Source organism: Streptomyces johnsoniae (genome assembly GCF_031845565.1).
Taxonomy (GTDB): Bacteria; Actinomycetota; Actinomycetes; order Streptomycetales; family Streptomycetaceae; genus Streptomyces; species Streptomyces johnsoniae.
Genome location: NZ_JAVREV010000005.1, coordinates 297,486 through 314,524 on the forward strand (window position 1 = coordinate 297,486; position 17,039 = coordinate 314,524).

At 72.8% G+C, this 17,039-nt stretch carries 13 protein-coding genes; 11 read left to right on the plus strand and 2 right to left on the minus strand.

All coding sequences use genetic code 11. The features are described from left to right. Positions 1-81 precede the first annotated feature (81 nt). The gene (locus tag RM779_RS11525; RefSeq protein ID WP_171987683.1) at positions 82-255 is read left to right on the plus strand and encodes a hypothetical protein; all 174 of its coding nucleotides are present in this window, start codon (positions 82-84) and stop codon (positions 253-255) included. A gap of 25 nt (positions 256-280) precedes the next feature. After that, complete coding sequence (locus tag RM779_RS11530) at positions 281-1,372, plus strand: YlbL family protein (protein ID WP_311617582.1); 1,092 nt, start codon at positions 281-283, stop codon at positions 1,370-1,372. 70 nt (positions 1,373-1,442) lie between these two features. Here RM779_RS11530 and RM779_RS11535 read toward each other — a convergent pair whose 3' ends face one another. Then, positions 1,443-2,003 carry a PPA1309 family protein gene (locus RM779_RS11535; RefSeq protein WP_311617583.1) on the minus strand — a complete coding sequence of 187 codons (561 nt, stop codon included), beginning with the start codon at positions 2,001-2,003 and terminating at the stop codon, positions 1,443-1,445. 298 nt (positions 2,004-2,301) lie between these two features. Between RM779_RS11535 and RM779_RS11540 the strand changes: the two genes are divergently transcribed. Next, positions 2,302-5,106 carry a UPF0182 family protein gene (locus tag RM779_RS11540; protein ID WP_311617584.1) on the plus strand — a complete coding sequence of 935 codons (2,805 nt, stop codon included), beginning with the start codon at positions 2,302-2,304 and terminating at the stop codon, positions 5,104-5,106. 339 nt (positions 5,107-5,445) lie between these two features. Further along, positions 5,446-7,065, plus strand: a complete 1,620-nt coding sequence (locus tag RM779_RS11545) for a tetratricopeptide repeat protein (RefSeq protein ID WP_311617585.1) — start codon at positions 5,446-5,448, stop codon at positions 7,063-7,065. Between the two features lie 30 nt (positions 7,066-7,095). Here the strand turns inward: RM779_RS11545 and RM779_RS11550 are convergent, their stop codons facing one another. After that, positions 7,096-7,722, minus strand: a complete 627-nt coding sequence (locus tag RM779_RS11550) for an SACE_7040 family transcriptional regulator (RefSeq protein ID WP_311617586.1) — start codon at positions 7,720-7,722, stop codon at positions 7,096-7,098. A 48-nt stretch (positions 7,723-7,770) separates the two neighbouring features. Between RM779_RS11550 and RM779_RS11555 the strand changes: the two genes are divergently transcribed. From RM779_RS11555 to glmS, 7 genes are all read left to right on the plus strand, one after another. Further along, positions 7,771-9,384, plus strand: a complete 1,614-nt coding sequence (locus RM779_RS11555; RefSeq protein WP_311617587.1) for a carboxyl transferase domain-containing protein — start codon at positions 7,771-7,773, stop codon at positions 9,382-9,384. 30 nt (positions 9,385-9,414) lie between these two features. Further along, positions 9,415-11,424, plus strand: coding sequence for an acetyl/propionyl/methylcrotonyl-CoA carboxylase subunit alpha (locus RM779_RS11560; protein WP_311617588.1), 2,010 nt, complete (start codon positions 9,415-9,417; stop codon positions 11,422-11,424). Further along, on the plus strand, positions 11,421-12,368 hold the full coding sequence (locus RM779_RS11565) for a hydroxymethylglutaryl-CoA lyase (protein ID WP_311617589.1): 948 nt from the start codon (positions 11,421-11,423) through the stop codon (positions 12,366-12,368). The genes RM779_RS11560 and RM779_RS11565 overlap by 4 nt, the downstream gene beginning before the upstream one ends. Further along, a complete protein-coding gene (locus RM779_RS11570; RefSeq protein WP_311617590.1) occupies positions 12,365-13,540 on the plus strand; it encodes an acyl-CoA dehydrogenase family protein in 1,176 nt (391 codons plus the stop codon). Before RM779_RS11565 ends, RM779_RS11570 begins: the two co-directional genes overlap by 4 nt. 100 nt (positions 13,541-13,640) lie before the next feature. Beyond that, the gene (locus tag RM779_RS11575; protein ID WP_311617691.1) at positions 13,641-14,534 is read left to right on the plus strand and encodes a DUF4429 domain-containing protein; all 894 of its coding nucleotides are present in this window, start codon (positions 13,641-13,643) and stop codon (positions 14,532-14,534) included. 111 nt (positions 14,535-14,645) lie between these two features. Continuing rightward, positions 14,646-14,921: a hypothetical protein gene (locus tag RM779_RS11580; protein WP_077059107.1), complete on the plus strand. Its 276-nt coding sequence runs from the start codon at positions 14,646-14,648 to the stop codon at positions 14,919-14,921. Between the two features lie 53 nt (positions 14,922-14,974). Further along, positions 14,975-16,795 (plus strand): glutamine--fructose-6-phosphate transaminase (isomerizing), encoded by a 1,821-nt coding sequence (gene glmS / locus RM779_RS11585; RefSeq protein ID WP_311617591.1) that lies wholly within the window; start codon positions 14,975-14,977, stop codon positions 16,793-16,795. Positions 16,796-17,039 lie beyond the last annotated feature (244 nt).

A 17,039-nucleotide genomic window follows, 5' to 3' on the forward strand; every position in this document is an offset into this window, starting at 1 on the left:
TTCGGCGGGCACTACTCCGGTTGCGTAACCCGTTCCCACATCGGAGCGTTGGTGATACGTCGCCGAGGTGGGAGGTAGGTCATGGCGGTCCTCGTATGGCTGCTGATTCCCGTCGCCGGGGCCGTGGTGGCGGGGCTGTGGAGCGCGTGGGCCACGCGCCGCAGCACGGGTGCGGGCGGCGTGTGCGACGCCGCAGGCGTGCGCGGGTACGAGGCGTTCCGGGCCGCCATGGAGCGGGCCCCGGCAGACGGCTGACAGTGCCGTCACGTAGTGTCAAGACATGCCACGCCGCACCGCGACGCTGCTGACGTCGACCCTGCTGCTCATAGGGCTCCTCTGCGCCGGAGTGCTCATCAAGGTGCCCTACGCGGAGATGTCCCCCGGGCCGACGGTCAACACGCTGGGCGAGCACGACGGTGAGCCCGTTCTCCACATCGAGGGCGAGGAGACCTTCGAGGCGGCCGGCCATCTGAACATGACGACGGTGCGCGTCACCGGCGTGGACTACCGGATGAATCTGCTGGAGGCCGTGGGCAGCTGGCTCTCCGACGATGCCGCGGTCGTGCCCTACGAGACGCTGTATCCGGAGGACGTGTCGGCCGATCAGGTCGAGGAGCAGAACGCGGAGGAGTTCACGGCCTCGCAGGAGACCGCCAAGGTCGCCGCCCTTGAGGAGCTGGGTTTCGAGGTCGGCTCGCAGACGATCGTCGGCGCGGTCGTCGAGGACAGCCCGGCCCAGGGGGAGCTGCACGCGGGCGACGCGATCGTGGCGGTGGACGGCACGGAGGTGACCGAGCCGGAGCAGGTGGCGGAGCTGGTGACGGAGCACCGTGCGGGCGAGGACGTCGTCTTCACCATCGTGCCCGCCGACGCGGTGGAGGCCGCGCGGGAGTCCGGTGGCGAACTGCCGGACGAGACCACGGACGTCACCATCACCACCGGTGAGGCGCCGGACGACGGGCGTGCCATCGTGGGCATCCAGGCGGGCACGAGCCACACCTTCCCGTTCGAGATAGACATCGAGCTGGCGGATGTCGGCGGGCCGAGCGCGGGCCTGATGTTCGCGCTCGGGCTGATCGACCGGCTGAGCCCAGGCGACCTGACCGGCGGCGCCTTCGTGGCCGGGACGGGCACCATCGACGAGGACGGCCGGGTCGGGCCGATCGGCGGAGTCTCGATGAAGACGATCGCCGCGAGGGGCGCGGGCGCCGAGTTCTTCCTGACGCCCGAGGACAACTGCGAGGTGGCCGCCGAGGACGTGCCGGACGGGCTGACCCTCGTCGAGGTCGGCACGCTGGAGGACGCCCTCGCCGCCCTGACCGACATACGCGAGGGGACCACTGAGAACCTGAGCCGGTGTCCGGCCGGCTGACGGGGCTCGGGCCGCCGGGCCGGCGCGGGACCGCGGCGGCAGCCGGGCCCCGCGCCGTCGGCCGCCCGCCTCACTCCTCGAACGTCGCGGCCAGCGCGTCGGCGAGGCCGGGCACGAGGTCGGGCCCGGTGAGCACCTCCGTCGCCGTGTCCTTCTCGCGCAGCCGCACCGCCGACTCGCGCCGCCCGTCCCGCAGTACGGCCACCGTCATCCGCACCTCCTGGCGTTCCGGGTGCTCCGCGACCCACCGCGTCAGCTCGGGACCTGGCACCCCGTCCGGCAGCGTCGCCTCGGCGGCGGGCGGGAGCATCAGCCGTTCGACGGTCATCGCGCAGCCGGCGACCGCGTCCGGCCAGGCGATCGTCGCGAGGAATTCGTCGAGCGGCGCTCCCGCGGGCAACTCGTCCTGCTCGACCGGCGTCAGGCTGCTGCTGCCGCTGCCGCCGAGCTCCAGCTGCTCGGCGAGTCCGGGCTCCTCGGTCCGCAGCCGGTCCGTGTCCACCAGCGCGAACAGCTGGGCGGGCCGGTCCCAGCCCAGTCCAGCGGCGTATTCGTCGATTTCGAGCACGGCCCTTGTCAGTGCGGTCGCGGCGGACGGAGTCTCAGGTACGTCGGGAGGAGTGTTGTCCATGGGCATATCGTGCCGTCTCGCACCCCGAAAACGGGAACCGAGTAAAGCTTGAGTAAGTTAGTGCAGTGGGCCGCTCTCTAGGTCGGCCTGGCCGAAGACCCTGCGAATCGTTGAGGTGCGCGCGTTGGCTTTCCAGATGCCGGACCGGGGCTCGGGACGTGGCCCCAATGGTCCGAACGGGCCGAGAGGCCCCAGAGGTCCCGGCGGACCGCGGTTCAACGTAGGCCGCCCGTCGAGAGGTGCCAAGTCGCTGCTGATCACGGCGGCGATCCTGGCCGGACTGGCCATCCTCTTCGCCATGTTCGCCGGGTTCTGGACCGACTGGCTGTGGTACCGCTCGGTGGACTACACGAGCGTGTACCGCACCGAGTTGCTCACCCGGGTGACCATGTTCGCGGTCTTCGGCGTGTTGATGGCGCTCGCCGTCGGGTTCAACATCTGGCTGGCCCACCGGCTGCGCCCGCCGCTGAGCGCGATGTCGATGGAGCAGCAGAACCTGGACCGCTACCGCATGAGCATCGCGCCGTACAAGCGCTGGGTGCTCCTTGCGGTCGCGGTGGTGATCGGTCTGATCGCGGGCGGTTCGGCCTCCAGCCAGTGGCGCACCTGGCTCCAGTGGGTCAACGGCACGTCGTTCGGGACGACCGACCCGCAGTTCGGCATGGACGTGTCGTTCTTCGCGTTCGACTATCCGTTCTACCGTTTCCTGCTGGGCTTCGGCTTCGCGGTCGTGGTGCTCTCCACGCTGGCTGCCGCGCTGACGCACTATCTGTACGGCGGGGTGCGGCTGACCACGCCCGGCAGCCGGATCACCCCGGCGGCCACCGGCCACCTGTCGGTGCTGCTCGGCATCTTCGTGGCGCTGAAGGCGGTGGCGTACTGGCTGGACCGGTACGGACTCGCGCTCAAGAGCGGCGACCTCAGGAACGCGGAGGGCTGGACGGGCCTGCGCTACGTCGACGCGAACGCGTATCTGCCCGCGAAGACGATCCTGACGATCATCGCCGCCATCTGTGCGCTGCTGTTCTTCGCCACCCTGTGGCGGCGCGGCTGGCAGCTGCCGGTGATCGGACTCGGCCTCATGGTGCTGTCCGCGGTGCTGATCGGCGGGGTCTACCCGGCGCTGGTGCAGCAGTTCCAGGTCCGGCCGAACGAGCAGGCCAAGGAGACCGAGTACATCGACAAGCATATGGAGTCCACCAAGGACGCGTATGACATTGCCGATGCCCAGATCGAGGATTATTCGGGCACGAGCGAGGCCGAGCCGGAGACGCTGCGCAACGCGGTGAACACCACGGCCAGCATCCGGCTGCTCGACCCGAGCGTCGTCTCCCCGGCGTTCCAGCAGATCCAGCAGGTCCGCGGCTACTACCAGTTCCCCGCCACGCTGGACGTCGACCGCTACCCGACGGAGAACGGCGACCAGGACACCGTGGTCGGCCTCCGCGAGATGAATGTGAACCAGCTTCCCGAGCGGAACTGGATCAATGAGCACTTCCGCTACACGCACGGCTTCGGCATGGTCGCCGCGAGCGGCACCGAGGTCCAGGACAACGGCCAGCCGTCGTTCACCGAGCAGGACCTGCCGCCGCGGGGCGAGCTGCCCGACTACGAGCCGCGGATCTACTTCGGTGAGTACACCACCCAGTACTCGATCGTCGGCGGCCCGCAGCGGGAGATCGACTACGCCGGCGAGGACGGCGAGGTCGAGTACAGCTACTCGGGCGACGCGGGTGTCTCGCTGGGCAACTGGTTCAACCGCGCCGCGTACGCGCTGACGATGGGCGAGCCGCAGATCCTGTACTCCGGTGCGATCGGGCAGGGTTCGCAGATCCTGTACAACCGCACGCCCAAGGAGCGCGTCGAGGCGGTGGCCCCGTGGCTGACGATCGACGGCGACCCGTATCCGGCGGTCGTGGACGGCAGGATTCAGTGGATCGTGGACGCCTACACCACGACCAGCGGCTATCCGTATTCGGCGCGGACGACGCTGGGCGACGCCACGGAGACCTCCCTCACGGAGAACCAGGGCGAGGTCATCGCCCAGGAGAACCAGGTCAACTACATCCGCAACTCGGTGAAGGCCACGGTCGACGCCTACAGCGGCGAGGTGTCCCTCTACGAGTGGGACGAGCAGGACCCGGTGCTCCAGACCTGGCGCAAGGCGTTCCCCGGCGTGGTGCAGGACCGGGACGCCATCAGTGACGAGCTGATGGACCACCTGCGCTACCCGCAGGACCTGTTCAACGTGCAGCGCGACCTGCTCCAGCGGTACCACGTGGACAACCCGGCGCAGTTCTACAGTGGTTCCGAGCGCTGGGAGGTGCCGGACGACCCGACCCACCAGGGCCAGTCCGTGCCGCCGTACTACCTCAGCATGAAGATGCCGGACCAGGACGAGCAGGTCTTCTCGCTGACCACGTCGTTCACTCCGCTCAACAGAGATACGCTCGCCGCCTATATGGCGGTCGAGGCGGATGCCAGATCCGAGGACTACGGCACCATGAGAGTGCTGACCCTGCCATCGACGACGACGGTCTGGGGTCCACAACAGGTCCAGAGCAGATTCAACTCCGATCCGGAGATCGCCGAGAGCATCAACCTGCTGAGACGTGGTGACTCCGAGGTCGAGTACGGCAACCTGCTGACCGTGCCACTCGAAGGCGGCCTGCTGTACGTGGAGCCGGTGTACGTCCGCGGCGCCGGGCAGAATTACCCGCTGCTGCAACGGGTGCTGGTCGCGTACGGCGAGGAGATCGTCTTCGAGGAATCCCTCGACAGAGCCCTGGACGTCGTGTTCGGTGTCACCGAGGAGGGTGAAGACCCCGGCGAGGAGGAGCCACCGCCACCGGACGAGGGCGAGGAGCCACCGACGGAGGAGGCCACCCTCCAGGAGGCGATCGCCGAGGCCGAGGACGCGTGGCAGGAGGGCCAGGACGCGCTCGCCGAGGGCGACTGGGAGGCGTACGGCGCGGCCCAGGGCCGCCTGGAGGAGGCACTCGCCCGGCTGTCCGAGCTGGAGAGCGCGCGCAACGAGCAGGAGGAGACGCCTCCTGCGGAAGAGGGCAACAACGAGGGTGACGGGGGCGGTGAAGGCGCCTAGCGCCGTCGAGCCGCCGCAGGCCGCCTGAGGCGAAGGGTCCGCGTGTCCTCGTGACCGCGGGCCCTTTCGTCTGTTCCCGTCTCCCGCCGCCGTCCTGACGGCGTCTCCGCGCCGGAGCCGGCGTCAACCTTGAGCAGACGTTCGGCGTTTGCTGCCGCCGGGCGCTGACCTGCCATGACTGTTTTCGCGTCATACTGCGTGTCGAATCCTGGACAACTCCCTGCGGCTCAACGTGTTTGGGTGTATCCATATCGGGAAGTCGACAAACCGCTGAAGTGACTTCACTGGCCGCGGTATACCAGGTGTACGCAGGTTTCAGGTGGTGCGACTATGGACCTTATGGGGGACAGTGCGAGGTTCGAGGGGAGCCGTGCGGCCGCGCACGAGGGCGCGCGGCTGCTGCGCCTTGGCGACCTGGACCGCGCCGAGGCGCCGCTGCGCGCGGCGGCGTCGGACGGGGAGCGGTCCGCGGCCAACAATCTGGGGGTGCTGCTGCACCAGTCGGGCCGCGGCCACGAGGCCGCCGAGTGGTGGCGCATCGCCGCCGTCGCGGGCTCGGCGCCGGCGGCGCACGCCCTGGGCCGCCATCACCGCGAGCGCGGCGACGAGACGGCCGCCGAGTACTGGCTGAGGCAGGCCGCGGAGTGCGGGCACGCCTCCGGCGCCTACGCGTTGGGGGACCTGCTCGACCACCGTGGCGCGCCGGAGGCCGGGCAGTGGTTCCGCACGGCGGCCGAGAGCGGCCACCGCGAGGCGGCATACCGGTACGCGTGCCTGCTGGCGGAGCGCGGGGACGAGACGGCAGAGCCCTGGTTCCGGCAGTCGGCGGCCCGCGGCCACCGGCGTGCCGCGCTGCGCCTCGGCGCGCTGCTCGAGGCGCGGGGCGAGGCGGAGGAGGCGGGCCGCTGGTACCTGGCGGCGGCCGAGGACGGCGAGGCACGGGCCGCGAGCGCGCTCGGCTTCCTGCTGCGGGACGCGGGTGACGCGGCGGGCGCCGAGGGCTGGTGGCGGCGCGCGGCGCGCGAGGGCGACGGCCCGGCGGCCAACGCGCTGGGCGCGCTGCACGCGGAGCGCGGCGAGCGGCAGGAGGCGCAGCGGTGGTACGCCGCGGCGCTTGAGGCGGGCGACATCAACGGCGCGTTCAACCTCGCGCTGCTGTGCTCCGCGCAGGGCCGCACGGCGCAGGCCGAGCAGTGGTACCGCCGCGCGGCGTACGCCGGGCACCGGGAGGCGTCCAACGCGCTCGCCGTGCTGCTGCTGCAGCGGGGCGACGCGGCGGGGGCCGAGCCGTGGTTCTCCAAGGCGGCCGAGGCGGGCAGCGTCGACGCCGCGTTCAATCTCGGCATCCTGCACGCGGGCCGGGAGGAGACGGCGCAGGCCAGGCGCTGGTACGAGCAGGCCGCGGCGGCCGGGCACGCCGAGGCCGCGCTCCAGCTCGCCGTCGAGCTGCTGCGCGAGGGCGAGCAGCGGAAGGCGGAGCCGCGGCTGCGGCAGGCCGCGGAGGGCGGCAGCGTCGAGGGCGCGTTCCGGCTCGCGGTGCTGCTGGAGCGCGGCGGCCGGGCCGAGGCGGCGGAGCCGTGGCTGGCCAGGGCGGCCGAGCAGGGTCACCGGCGCGCGCAGGTGCGGCTCGGGATGGTGGCGGCGGCGGCCGGCGACATCGTGACCGCGGCGCGCTGGTACCGCGCGGCGGCGGAGGCGGGCAGCCCGAACGGCGCGTTCAATCTCGGGCTGCTGCTGGCCCGCGAGGGCAGCGAGCCGGAGGCGGCGCTGTGGTGGACGCGTGCCGCGGAGGCGGGGCACGGCCGCGCGGCGCTGCGGCTCGCGCTGCTCGCCTCGCGGCGCGGGGACCTCACGGGCGGCGGGACGTGGTGCACGCGGGCGATGGAGCTGGGCCCGCCGGAGGTCGCGGAGCGGGCCGCCCGGCTGCGTGACGCGCTCCGGCAGGAGCTGACGGCCTGATCTTCGGCCGGCCCGCGGGCCGGCCGAAGATCAGGCCGGTGCGTGGGGCGTCCCGGCCCCGGCCCCCGCCACCGCCGCCGCGAAGGCGCCGCGGGCCAGCCGGTGGAGGAGGGCGGCCGTTTCCTCGCGGTCGGGGAGCGCACTGGGGCGGGAGAGGTGGGGCGTGGAGTTGAGCAGGCCGAAGACGGCGTGGACACAGGCGCGGGCCGGCGGCTCGGCCAGCCGCGGGTGCACGCGGCGGACCACGTCCACCCACAGCTCGACGTACTGCCGTTGCAGCTGCCTGACGCGCTTGCGGTCGGCGTCGGGCAGGCGGTCGAGCTCGCGGTCGTGGAGCGTGATCAGCGCCCGGTCGTCCAGGGCGAAGTCGATATGCCCCGCGATGAGCGAGTCGAGCGCGGCGGTCGGCGGCAGCCCGGCCGCCTCGGCCTCGGTGACCCTGCGGTAGCCGCCGTCCCGCAGGCGGCTGCTGATGCCGACGAGCAGCTCGGTCAGCATCGCGTCCTTGCCGGCGAAGTGGCGGTAGAGGGCCGGGCCGCTGATGCCGACGGCGGCGCCTATCTCGTCGACGCCCACGCCGTGGAAGCCGCGTTCCGCGAAGAGCCGTGAGGCTTCGCGCAGGATCTGCTCCCGGCGGGGCGTGGCGTGCGTGGTCATGAGACCCCATTGTAGACACGGCTGTTAGCGACCGTTAACCTGTCTGGCATGCGGCAGGCACCGACGCTGAGCAGCACGGCCGATCCGGCATCCGACACCTACCGGGCCAACGAGGCGGGGCACCGCGAGCTGGCGGCCCGGCTGCGGGAGAAGCTGGCCGCCGCCCGCCTGGGCGGGGGCGAGCGCGCCCGCGCCCGGCACACGGCCCGCGGCAAGCTGCTGCCCCGCGACCGCGTCGACACCCTGCTCGACCCCGGTTCGCCCTTCCTGGAGCTGGCGCCGCTCGCCGCCGACGGCATGTACGGCGGAGAGGCGCCGGCCGCCGGAGTGATCGCGGGCATCGGGCGGGTGAGCGGCCGCGAGGCGATGGTCGTGGCGAACGACGCGACGGTCAAGGGCGGCACCTACTACCCGATGACCGTCAAGAAGCATCTGCGCGCGCAGGAGGTGGCCCTGGAGAACCGCCTGCCGTGCCTGTACCTGGTCGACTCGGGCGGCGCGTTCCTGCCGATGCAGGACGAGGTCTTCCCCGACCGCGAGCACTTCGGGCGCATCTTCTACAACCAGGCGCGCATGTCGGCGGCCGGCATCCCGCAGATCGCCGCCGTGCTCGGCTCCTGCACGGCCGGCGGCGCGTACGTGCCCGCGATGAGCGACGAGGCCGTCATCGTGCGCGGCCAGGGCACGATCTTCCTCGGCGGCCCGCCGCTGGTGAAGGCCGCCACCGGCGAGGTCGTGACGGCGGAGGAGCTGGGCGGCGGCGAGGTGCACGCCCGGGTATCGGGCGTCACCGACCACCTCGCCGAGGACGACGCGCACGCGCTGCGCATCGTCAGGTCGGTCGTGGCGACGCTCCCGGCCCGCGGCCCGCTGCCCTGGAGCGTGGCGCCGGCCGAGGAGCCGGCGGCGGACCCGGCCGGGCTGTACGGCGTGGTGCCGGTGGACTCGCGGACGGCGTACGACGTGCGCGAGGTGATCGCGCGGATCGTGGACGGATCGCGCTTCCAGGAGTTCAAGGCGGAGTTCGGCACCACACTCGTCACCGGCTTCGCCCGGGTGCACGGCCACCCGGTGGGCATCGTCGCCAACAACGGCATCCTCTTCTCCGAGTCGGCCCAGAAGGGCGCCCACTTCGTCGAGCTGTGCGACCAGCGCGGCATCCCGCTGCTGTTCCTTCAGAACATCTCGGGATTCATGGTCGGCCGTGCCTACGAGGCGGGCGGCATCGCCAAACACGGCGCGAAGATGGTGACGGCCGTCGCCTGCGCCCGCGTGCCGAAGCTGACGGTGGTCATCGGCGGCTCCTACGGCGCGGGGAACTACTCGATGTGCGGGCGGGCCTACTCGCCGCGTTTCCTGTGGATGTGGCCGAACGCGAAGATCTCCGTGATGGGCGGCGAGCAGGCCGCCGCCGTGCTCGCGACCGTCAGGCGGGAGCGGCTGCACGAGGGCGAGGAGTGGGGCGCGGACGCGGAGGAGGCGTTCAAGGCGCCGATCCGCGAGCAGTACGAGACGCAGGGGAACGCCTACTACGCGACCGCCCGGCTGTGGGACGACGGCGTGATCGACCCGCTCCAGACCCGCACGGTCCTCGGCCTGGCCCTGACCGCCTGCGCCAACGCGCCGCTGGCCGAGACGTCCTACGGCGTCTTCCGGATGTGAGATGTGACCAAGTGAGGGGGTTCGCCGCCGATGTTCGACTCCGTGCTCGTCGCCAACCGCGGTGAGATCGCCGTCCGCGTGATCCGCACCCTGCGGCGCCTCGGCATCACCTCCGTCGCCGTCTACAGCGACGCCGACGCCGGGGCCAGGCACGTCGCCGAGGCCGACCGCGCGGTGCGGATCGGGCCCGCGCAGGCGGCGCGGAGCTACCTGTCGGCCCCGGCGCTGCTCGATGCCGCCGAACGGGCGGGCGCCGAGGCGGTGCACCCCGGATACGGGTTCCTCGCCGAGAACGCGGCGTTCGCGCGCGCGGTCACCGGCGCGGGGCTGACGTTCATCGGGCCGCCCGCCGAGGCCATCGAGACGATGGGCGACAAGATCCGCGCCAAGGAGACGGTGGGCGCCGCCGGCGTGCCCGTCGTACCGGGGGCGCACGGGGACGGGCTGGCCGCCGCGGCGCGCGCCATGGGCGGGCCCGTGCTGCTCAAGCCCTCGGCGGGTGGTGGCGGCAAGGGCATGCGCCTGGTGCGCGACCTCGCACGCCTGGACGAGGAGATCGCCGCGGCCCGCCGGGAGGCGCGGGCGGCGTTCGGCGACGACACGCTGCTCGCCGAGCGGTGGATCGACCGGCCGCGGCATATCGAGATCCAGGTGCTCGCCGACGGCCACGGAACGGTCGTGCACCTCGGCGAGCGCGAATGCTCGCTCCAGCGCCGCCACCAGAAGATCGTCGAGGAGGCGCCGAGCCCGCTGCTCGACCCGGCGACCCGCGCGGCGATGGGCGAGGCCGCGGTGCGCGCGGCGCGGGCCTGCGGCTACCGCGGGGCGGGCACCGTGGAGTTCATCGTGCCGGGCGGGGACCGTTCCTCGTTCTGGTTCATGGAGATGAACACCAGGCTTCAGGTCGAGCATCCGGTCACCGAGCTGATCACCGGGCTCGACCTCGTGGAGTGGCAGCTGCGGGTGGCCGCGGGCGAGCCGCTGCCGTTCGGCCAGGGCAGCGTCCCGGCCGCGGCCGGACATGCCGTCGAGGCCAGGATCTGCGCCGAGACGGCCCAGGAGACGGCGGACGGCGGAGTCGCGTTCCTGCCCTCCGCGGGCGAGGTGCTGCTGCTGCGCGAGCCCGTCGGCGAGGGCGTGCGCGTGGACTCGGGTCTTGCCGAGGGCACCGAGGTGGGCACCGCCTACGACCCGATGCTCGCCAAGGTCGTCGCGCACGGCCCCGACCGCGCCACGGCGCTGCGCCGGCTGCGCGCGGCGCTGGCGCGCACCACGGTGCTGGGGGTCGACACCAACACCGGCTTCCTGCGCCGCCTGCTGGCCCATCCCGCCGTCGAGTCGGGGGACTTCGACACCGGTCTGGTGGACGCGGCGGCGGCCGGGCTGCTCCCGCGCTCCGTGCCCGCCGAGGTGTACGTGGCGGCGGCGCTGCTGCGGCAGGCGGGTTCGCGTCCCGTGCCGGACGCGGACGGCTGGGTCGACCCGTTCGACGTGCCCTCGGGCTGGCGTCTGGGCGGCGAGCCGGCCTGGACGGTGCACCGGCTGCGGGCCGCCGGGCGCGAGCCGGTGACGGTGCGGGTGCGGCCCGGCGAGGTCGCGTGCGGTGACGAGGAGCCGCGGCCGGCCCGCCTGCTGGCCGGTGAGGAACGGGGGCGCGGGGAGGCGTTCGTGCGCCTCGAACACGCCGGCGCCACCCATACGTTCGCGCACGCCGCCGTGCCCGGCGGGCACTGGCTCGGCCGCGACGGCGACGCCTGGCACATCGCCGGGTACGACCCCGTCGCCGCCGCGGGCGCGGGCGCCGCGGCCGGCGCCGACACGCTCACCGCCCCCATGCCCGGCACGGTCACGGTCGTGAAGGCGGCCGTCGGCGACGTGGTGCGGGCCGGGCAGGGCCTGCTGGTCGTGGAGGCGATGAAGATGGAGCACGTCATCTCCGCCCCGCACGACGGCACGGTCACCGAGCTGAAGGTGACGGCAGGCAGCACGGTCGCCATCGACCAGGTCCTGGCCCAGGTCAGCCCGAAGGAGCCGCGATGACCGCAGACACCGGCCTGCCCGCCCGCGTCACCATCCACGAGGTGGGGCCGCGGGACGGCCTTCAGAACGAGAAGACGGTCGTGCCCGCCGCGGTGAAGGCCGAGTTCGTGCACCGGCTGGCCGCCGCCGGGCTGACCACCATCGAGGCCACCAGCTTCGTGCGGCCCGACCTCGTTCCGCAGCTCGCCGACGCCGAGGAGTTGTTCCCGCTGCTGCGCGACCTCGACGTGCGGCTGCCCGTGCTGGTGCCGAACGAGCGCGGCCTGGACCGGGCCCTGGCCCTCGGCGTGCGCGAGGTCGCCGTCTTCGCCAGCGTCACCGAGTCGTTCGCACGCGCCAACCTGGGCCGCACGGTCGACGAGTCGCTGGCCATGTTCACCCCCGTCGTGGCGCGCGCCACCGACGCCGAGGTGCCGGTCCGCGGCTACCTGTCGATGTGCTTCGGCGACCCCTGGGAGGGCGCGGTGCCGCCCGAGCGGACCGTGCGCGTCGCCCGCCGCCTCATCGACCTGGGCTGCGCCCGGCTGAGCCTCGGCGACACGATCGGCGTCGCCACGCCGAACCAGGTGACCGAGCTGCTGACCGCGCTGAACGAGGCGGGCATCCCCACCGACCGGCTCGCCGTCCACTTCCACGACACCTACGGGCAGGCCCTGGCGAACACCCTCACCGCCCTGCGGCACGGCGTCACCACCGTCGACGCCTCGGCCGGCGGGCTCGGCGGCTGCCCGTTCGCCCGCAGCGCGACGGGCAACCTGGCGACCGAGGACCTGCTGTGGATGCTGAACGGGCTGGGCATCGAGACCGGCGTCGACCTCGACGGGCTCGTCGCCACCAGCCGGTGGCTGGCCGGCCACCTCGGCCGCCCGAGCCCGTCCCGCACCGTGCGCGCACTGTCCCACGAGGACCCCGTCGACACGCAGCCGAGGAGGCCGAGCCCATGACCCTGGACCACCGCCTGAGCCCCGAGCACGAGGAACTGCGCCGTACCGTCGAGGCGTTCGCGCACGACGTGGTGGCCCCCAAGATCGGGGACTTCTACGAGCGCCACGCGTTCCCCTACGACATCGTCCGCGAGATGGGCCGGATGGGGCTTTTCGGGCTGCCGTTCCCCGAAGAGCACGGCGGCATGGGCGGCGACTACCTGGCGTTGTGCCTGGCCCTGGAGGAGCTGGCCCGGGTGGACTCCTCCGTGGCCATCACGCTGGAGGCCGGCGTGTCGCTGGGCGCCATGCCGATCCACCGCTTCGGCACCGAGGAGCAGAAGCGCCGCTGGCTGCCGCGCCTGTGCCGCGGCGAGATCCTGGGCGCGTTCGGCCTCACCGAGCCCGACTTCGGCTCGGACGCGGGCGGCACCCGCACCACCGCGGTGCGGGACGGCGGGGAGTGGGTGATCAACGGCACCAAGAGCTTCATCACCAACTCCGGCACCGACATCACCGGCCTCGTCACCGTCACCGCCGTCACCGGCCGCAAGCCGGACGGCGCCCCGCTGATCTCCACCTTCATCGTCCCCGCCGGCACGCCGGGGCTGACGGTCGCGCCCGCGTACTCCAAGGTCGGCTGGAACGCGTCGGACACCCGCGAGCTGCACTTCGCCGGCGTCCGTGTCCCCGCGGACAGCCTGCTGGGCGAGGAGGGCCGCGGCTACGCCCAGTTCCTGCGCATCCTCGACGAGGGCCGCATCGCGATCTCGGCCCTGGCCACCGGCCTCGCGCAGGGCTGCGTGGACGAGTCCGTCGCCTACGCGCGCACACGCACCGCCTTCGGCCGCCCGATCGGGGCGAACCAGGCCATCCAGTTCAAGCTGGCCGACATGGCGGCCCGCGCCCACACCGCCCGCGTCGCGTGGCGCGACGCGGCCTCGCGGCTGCTGGCGGGCGAGCCGTTCAAGAAGGAGGCGGCCATCGCCAAGCTGCACTCCTCCGACGTGGCCGTGACGAACGCCCGCGAGGCCACGCAGATCCACGGCGGGTACGGATTCATGAACGAGTACCCGGTGGCCCGCATGTGGCGTGACGCGAAGATCCTGGAGATCGGGGAGGGCACCAGCGAGGTCCAGCGCATGCTGATCAGCAGGGAGCTGGGCCTGTCCGACCTGGCGGCGGCCGGGTGACACGGGCGTGCGGGTGCCGCGGAACGGATGGGCGCCGCACGAGCGTTGGGGTGCCGAAATGCCGCGCGAGCCGTTTGCGACAATCGGGGCCATGGCCCCGATGGCAGAGATCACCCAGCCCACCGGCACATGGACCTTCGACGGCGACACGCTGCGCATCGTTCCCGGTCACGGCCGTGGCGTCCACGCGCTGCGCACCGCGCTCGGCGAGGTCGCGGTGCCCCTCGAAGCCGTGGCCGGCGTGTCCCACGAGACCGGGAAGAAGTCGGGCAAGCTCCGGCTCCGGCTGCGCAGCGGCGCCGACCCGCTGACGCAGGCCACCGGCGGGTGGCTGCCCGACGCGGCGGACCCCTACCGGCTTGAGGTCGACCGGGACCGGGCCGGGATCGCCGACTACCTGGCGGACGCGGTGCGGGACGCGCTGACCATCGAGCAGGTGCCCGACACGGCCACGGACCGCTATCTGCTGCCAGGCCCCTCCGTTCCGCTGACGCTGCACGGTTCGGACGGCGAGATGGTGTTCGACGGCGAGGAGATCCGGATCTCCTGGAACTGGGCGGCCGAGGAGAGCAAGAAGACCACCGGCTTCCGTTCCGTCCGGCTGGGCGAGGTGGCCGCCGTGAAGTGGTCGCCCCCGCGGCTGGAGAGCGGCTATCTGCGGCTGCTGCCCCGGCAGGGGCCAGGACCGGGCAAGGCGTCGCACGACCCGAACTGCGTGGTCCTGTGGGGCTGGCGCCCGGCCCGCGAGATCGCCGAGTCGGCGCTGCTCGCCGCCGCCGTGACGGCGCGGCTGCCGCACCCGTCGGCCGCCGCGGAGCCGCCGGCGGTCGCGGACGTGCTGGACAAGCCCGCGGAGGGCGGGGCGGCCGACGGCGCGGCCGATCCGGACACCGTGCTGCGGCGGCTGCGGGAGCTGGGCGAGCTGCACCGGAGCGGCGTGCTGACGGACGAGGAGTTCGCCACGGCGAAGAAGGCCATGATCGACCGTTTGTAGCGGCTCTGCCGGGGGCTGCCGGGGGCGCCGGGGCCCTGCCGGGCGACACGCCCGTGCCCGATATCGGGCAGGATTGTTGCGAAAAGCATCCCGGCTACGCAGTATCGAGGGGTGCTCGGACGCCGTACGCCCCACGACGACCTCGTGGACCACCTGGTGCGCAGCACCCCTCTCGCGCGTGGCGAGGCGGCCCGGGTGGTCCTCGATGTGCTGGCGTATTTCGACGAGACCGCCGAGGAGTTCGTCCGCCGCCGCCACCGGGAGCTGCAATCCCGGGGCCTGACCAATACCGCCATCTTCCAGCGGATCGCGGACGAGCTGCCGCACCGCGCGGTGGCGCCCCCCGAGCTGTCCCAGCGGCAGCTGCGGCGGATCGTGTACGGCTGAGCGCCGGCGCGGACGGGCGGACAGCAAGCGAACGACCAGCAGGAGGAACGTCTATGTGTGGGATCGTCGGATATATCGGCAAACGGGATGTTGCGCCCCTCCTGCTGGAGGGCCTCCAGCGGCTGGAGTACCGCGGGTACGACTCCGCGGGCATCGCCATCCAGAACGGCGGGCGCGGCGGCGGCCTGAAGACGGTCAAGAACGCGGGCCGCGTTCGCGATCTGGAGGGCAAGGTCCCCGCCCGGTTCTCGGGCACCAGCGGCATCGCCCACACCCGGTGGGCGACCCACGGCGCCCCCAACGACGCCAACGCCCACCCCCACCTCGACGCCGCGGGCCGCATCGCCGTCGTGCACAACGGCATCATCGACAACTCCGCCGATCTGCGCGCCAAGCTGGCCGCCGAGGGCATCGAGCTGGCCTCGGAGACCGACACCGAAGTGCTGGCCCACCTCATCGCCCGCGCCGGGGCCGAGAAGCTGGAGGACAAGGTCCGCGAGGCCCTGCGGTACATCGAGGGCACCTACGGGATCGCCGTGCTGCACGCCGACTTCCCCGACCGCATCGTCGTGGCCCGCAACGGCTCCCCCGTGGTGCTCGGCATCGGCGAGAAGGAGATGTTCGTCGCCTCCGACGTGGCCGCGCTGATCAGCCACACCCGGCAGGTGATCACGCTGGACGACGGCGAACTGGCGACGATCAAGGCCGACGACTACCGCACCTACACCACCGACGGCAGCCGCACCGCCGCCGCGCCGACCACCGTGGAGTGGGAGGCCGAGAGCTACGACATGGGCGGCCACGACACCTACATGCACAAGGAGATCGCCGAGCAGCCGGAGGCCGTGGACCGTGTGCTGCGCGGGCGGATCGACGACCGGTTCGCCACGGTGCGGCTCGGCGGTCTCAACCTGGACGCCAGGGCGGCGCGCGGGGTGCGGCGGGTCAAGATCCTGGGCTGTGGCTCGGCCTACCACGCGGGCCTGATCGGCGCCCAGATGATCGAGGAGCTGGCCCGCATCCCCGCGGACGCCGAGCCGGCCAGCGAGTTCCGCTACCGCAACGCCGTCGTGGACCCGGACACCCTGTACATCGCGACGAGCCAGTCCGGCGAGACGTACGACACCCTGGCCGCGGTGCAGGAGCTGAAGCGCAAGGGCGCCATGGTGCTCGGCGTGGTCAACGTGGTCGGCTCCGCCATCGCGCGGGAGACGGACGGCGGGGTCTACGTGCACGCCGGGCCCGAGGTGTGCGTCGTGTCCACCAAGTGCTTCACCAACACGGCCGTGGCGTTCGCGCTGCTCGCGCTGCACCTGGGCCGCATCAGGGACCTGTCGGTGGCCGACGGCAAGCGAATCATCGAAGGGCTGCGCAGGCTGCCGGAGCAGATCGGCGAGATCCTGCGCGAGGAGGACAGGATCGCGAAGCTCGCGGCCGAGCTGGCGGAGTCCAGGAGCATGATGTTCGTCGGCCGGGTGCGCGGCTTCCCGGTGGCGAAGGAAGCCTCGCTGAAGCTGAAGGAGGTCTCCTACATCCACGCGGAGGCGTACCCCGCCTCGGAGCTGAAGCACGGCCCGCTGGCTTTGGTCGAGCCCGCCGTGCCGACCGTGGCGATCATGCCGACGGACGAGCTGCTGGAGAAGAACCGGGCGACCCTGGAGGAGATCAAGGCGCGCAGCGGGCGCATCCTGGCGGTCGCGCACGAGGAGCAGCCGAAGGCGGACAGCACGATCGTGGTGCCGCGGAACGAGCCGGAGCTGGACCCGGTGCTGATGGGCATTCCGCTCCAGCTGCTGGCGTACCACACGGCCCTGGCGCTGGGCCGGGACATCGACAAGCCGCGGAATCTCGCCAAGTCCGTCACCGTGGAATAGGCGCGGAAACGCCGGTTTCGGCGCGGAACGGCGCGGAACGGCACGGCGCGGAACGGCGGACTCGGGGTGCCTCGGCGCGCATCGGGGTGGGGCCGGCCCGCCGGGGGGGGGCCCGGCGCCGGCTCCCCGCCGGGGGGGCGCGACGGGGCGCACGGCGGCCCCCGGGGGTGCGTGCCACCAAACGCGCCCCGGGGGCCGCCATATGCGCCGGCGTCGCCCATTACGCCGGCGGGGAGAAGCCGCC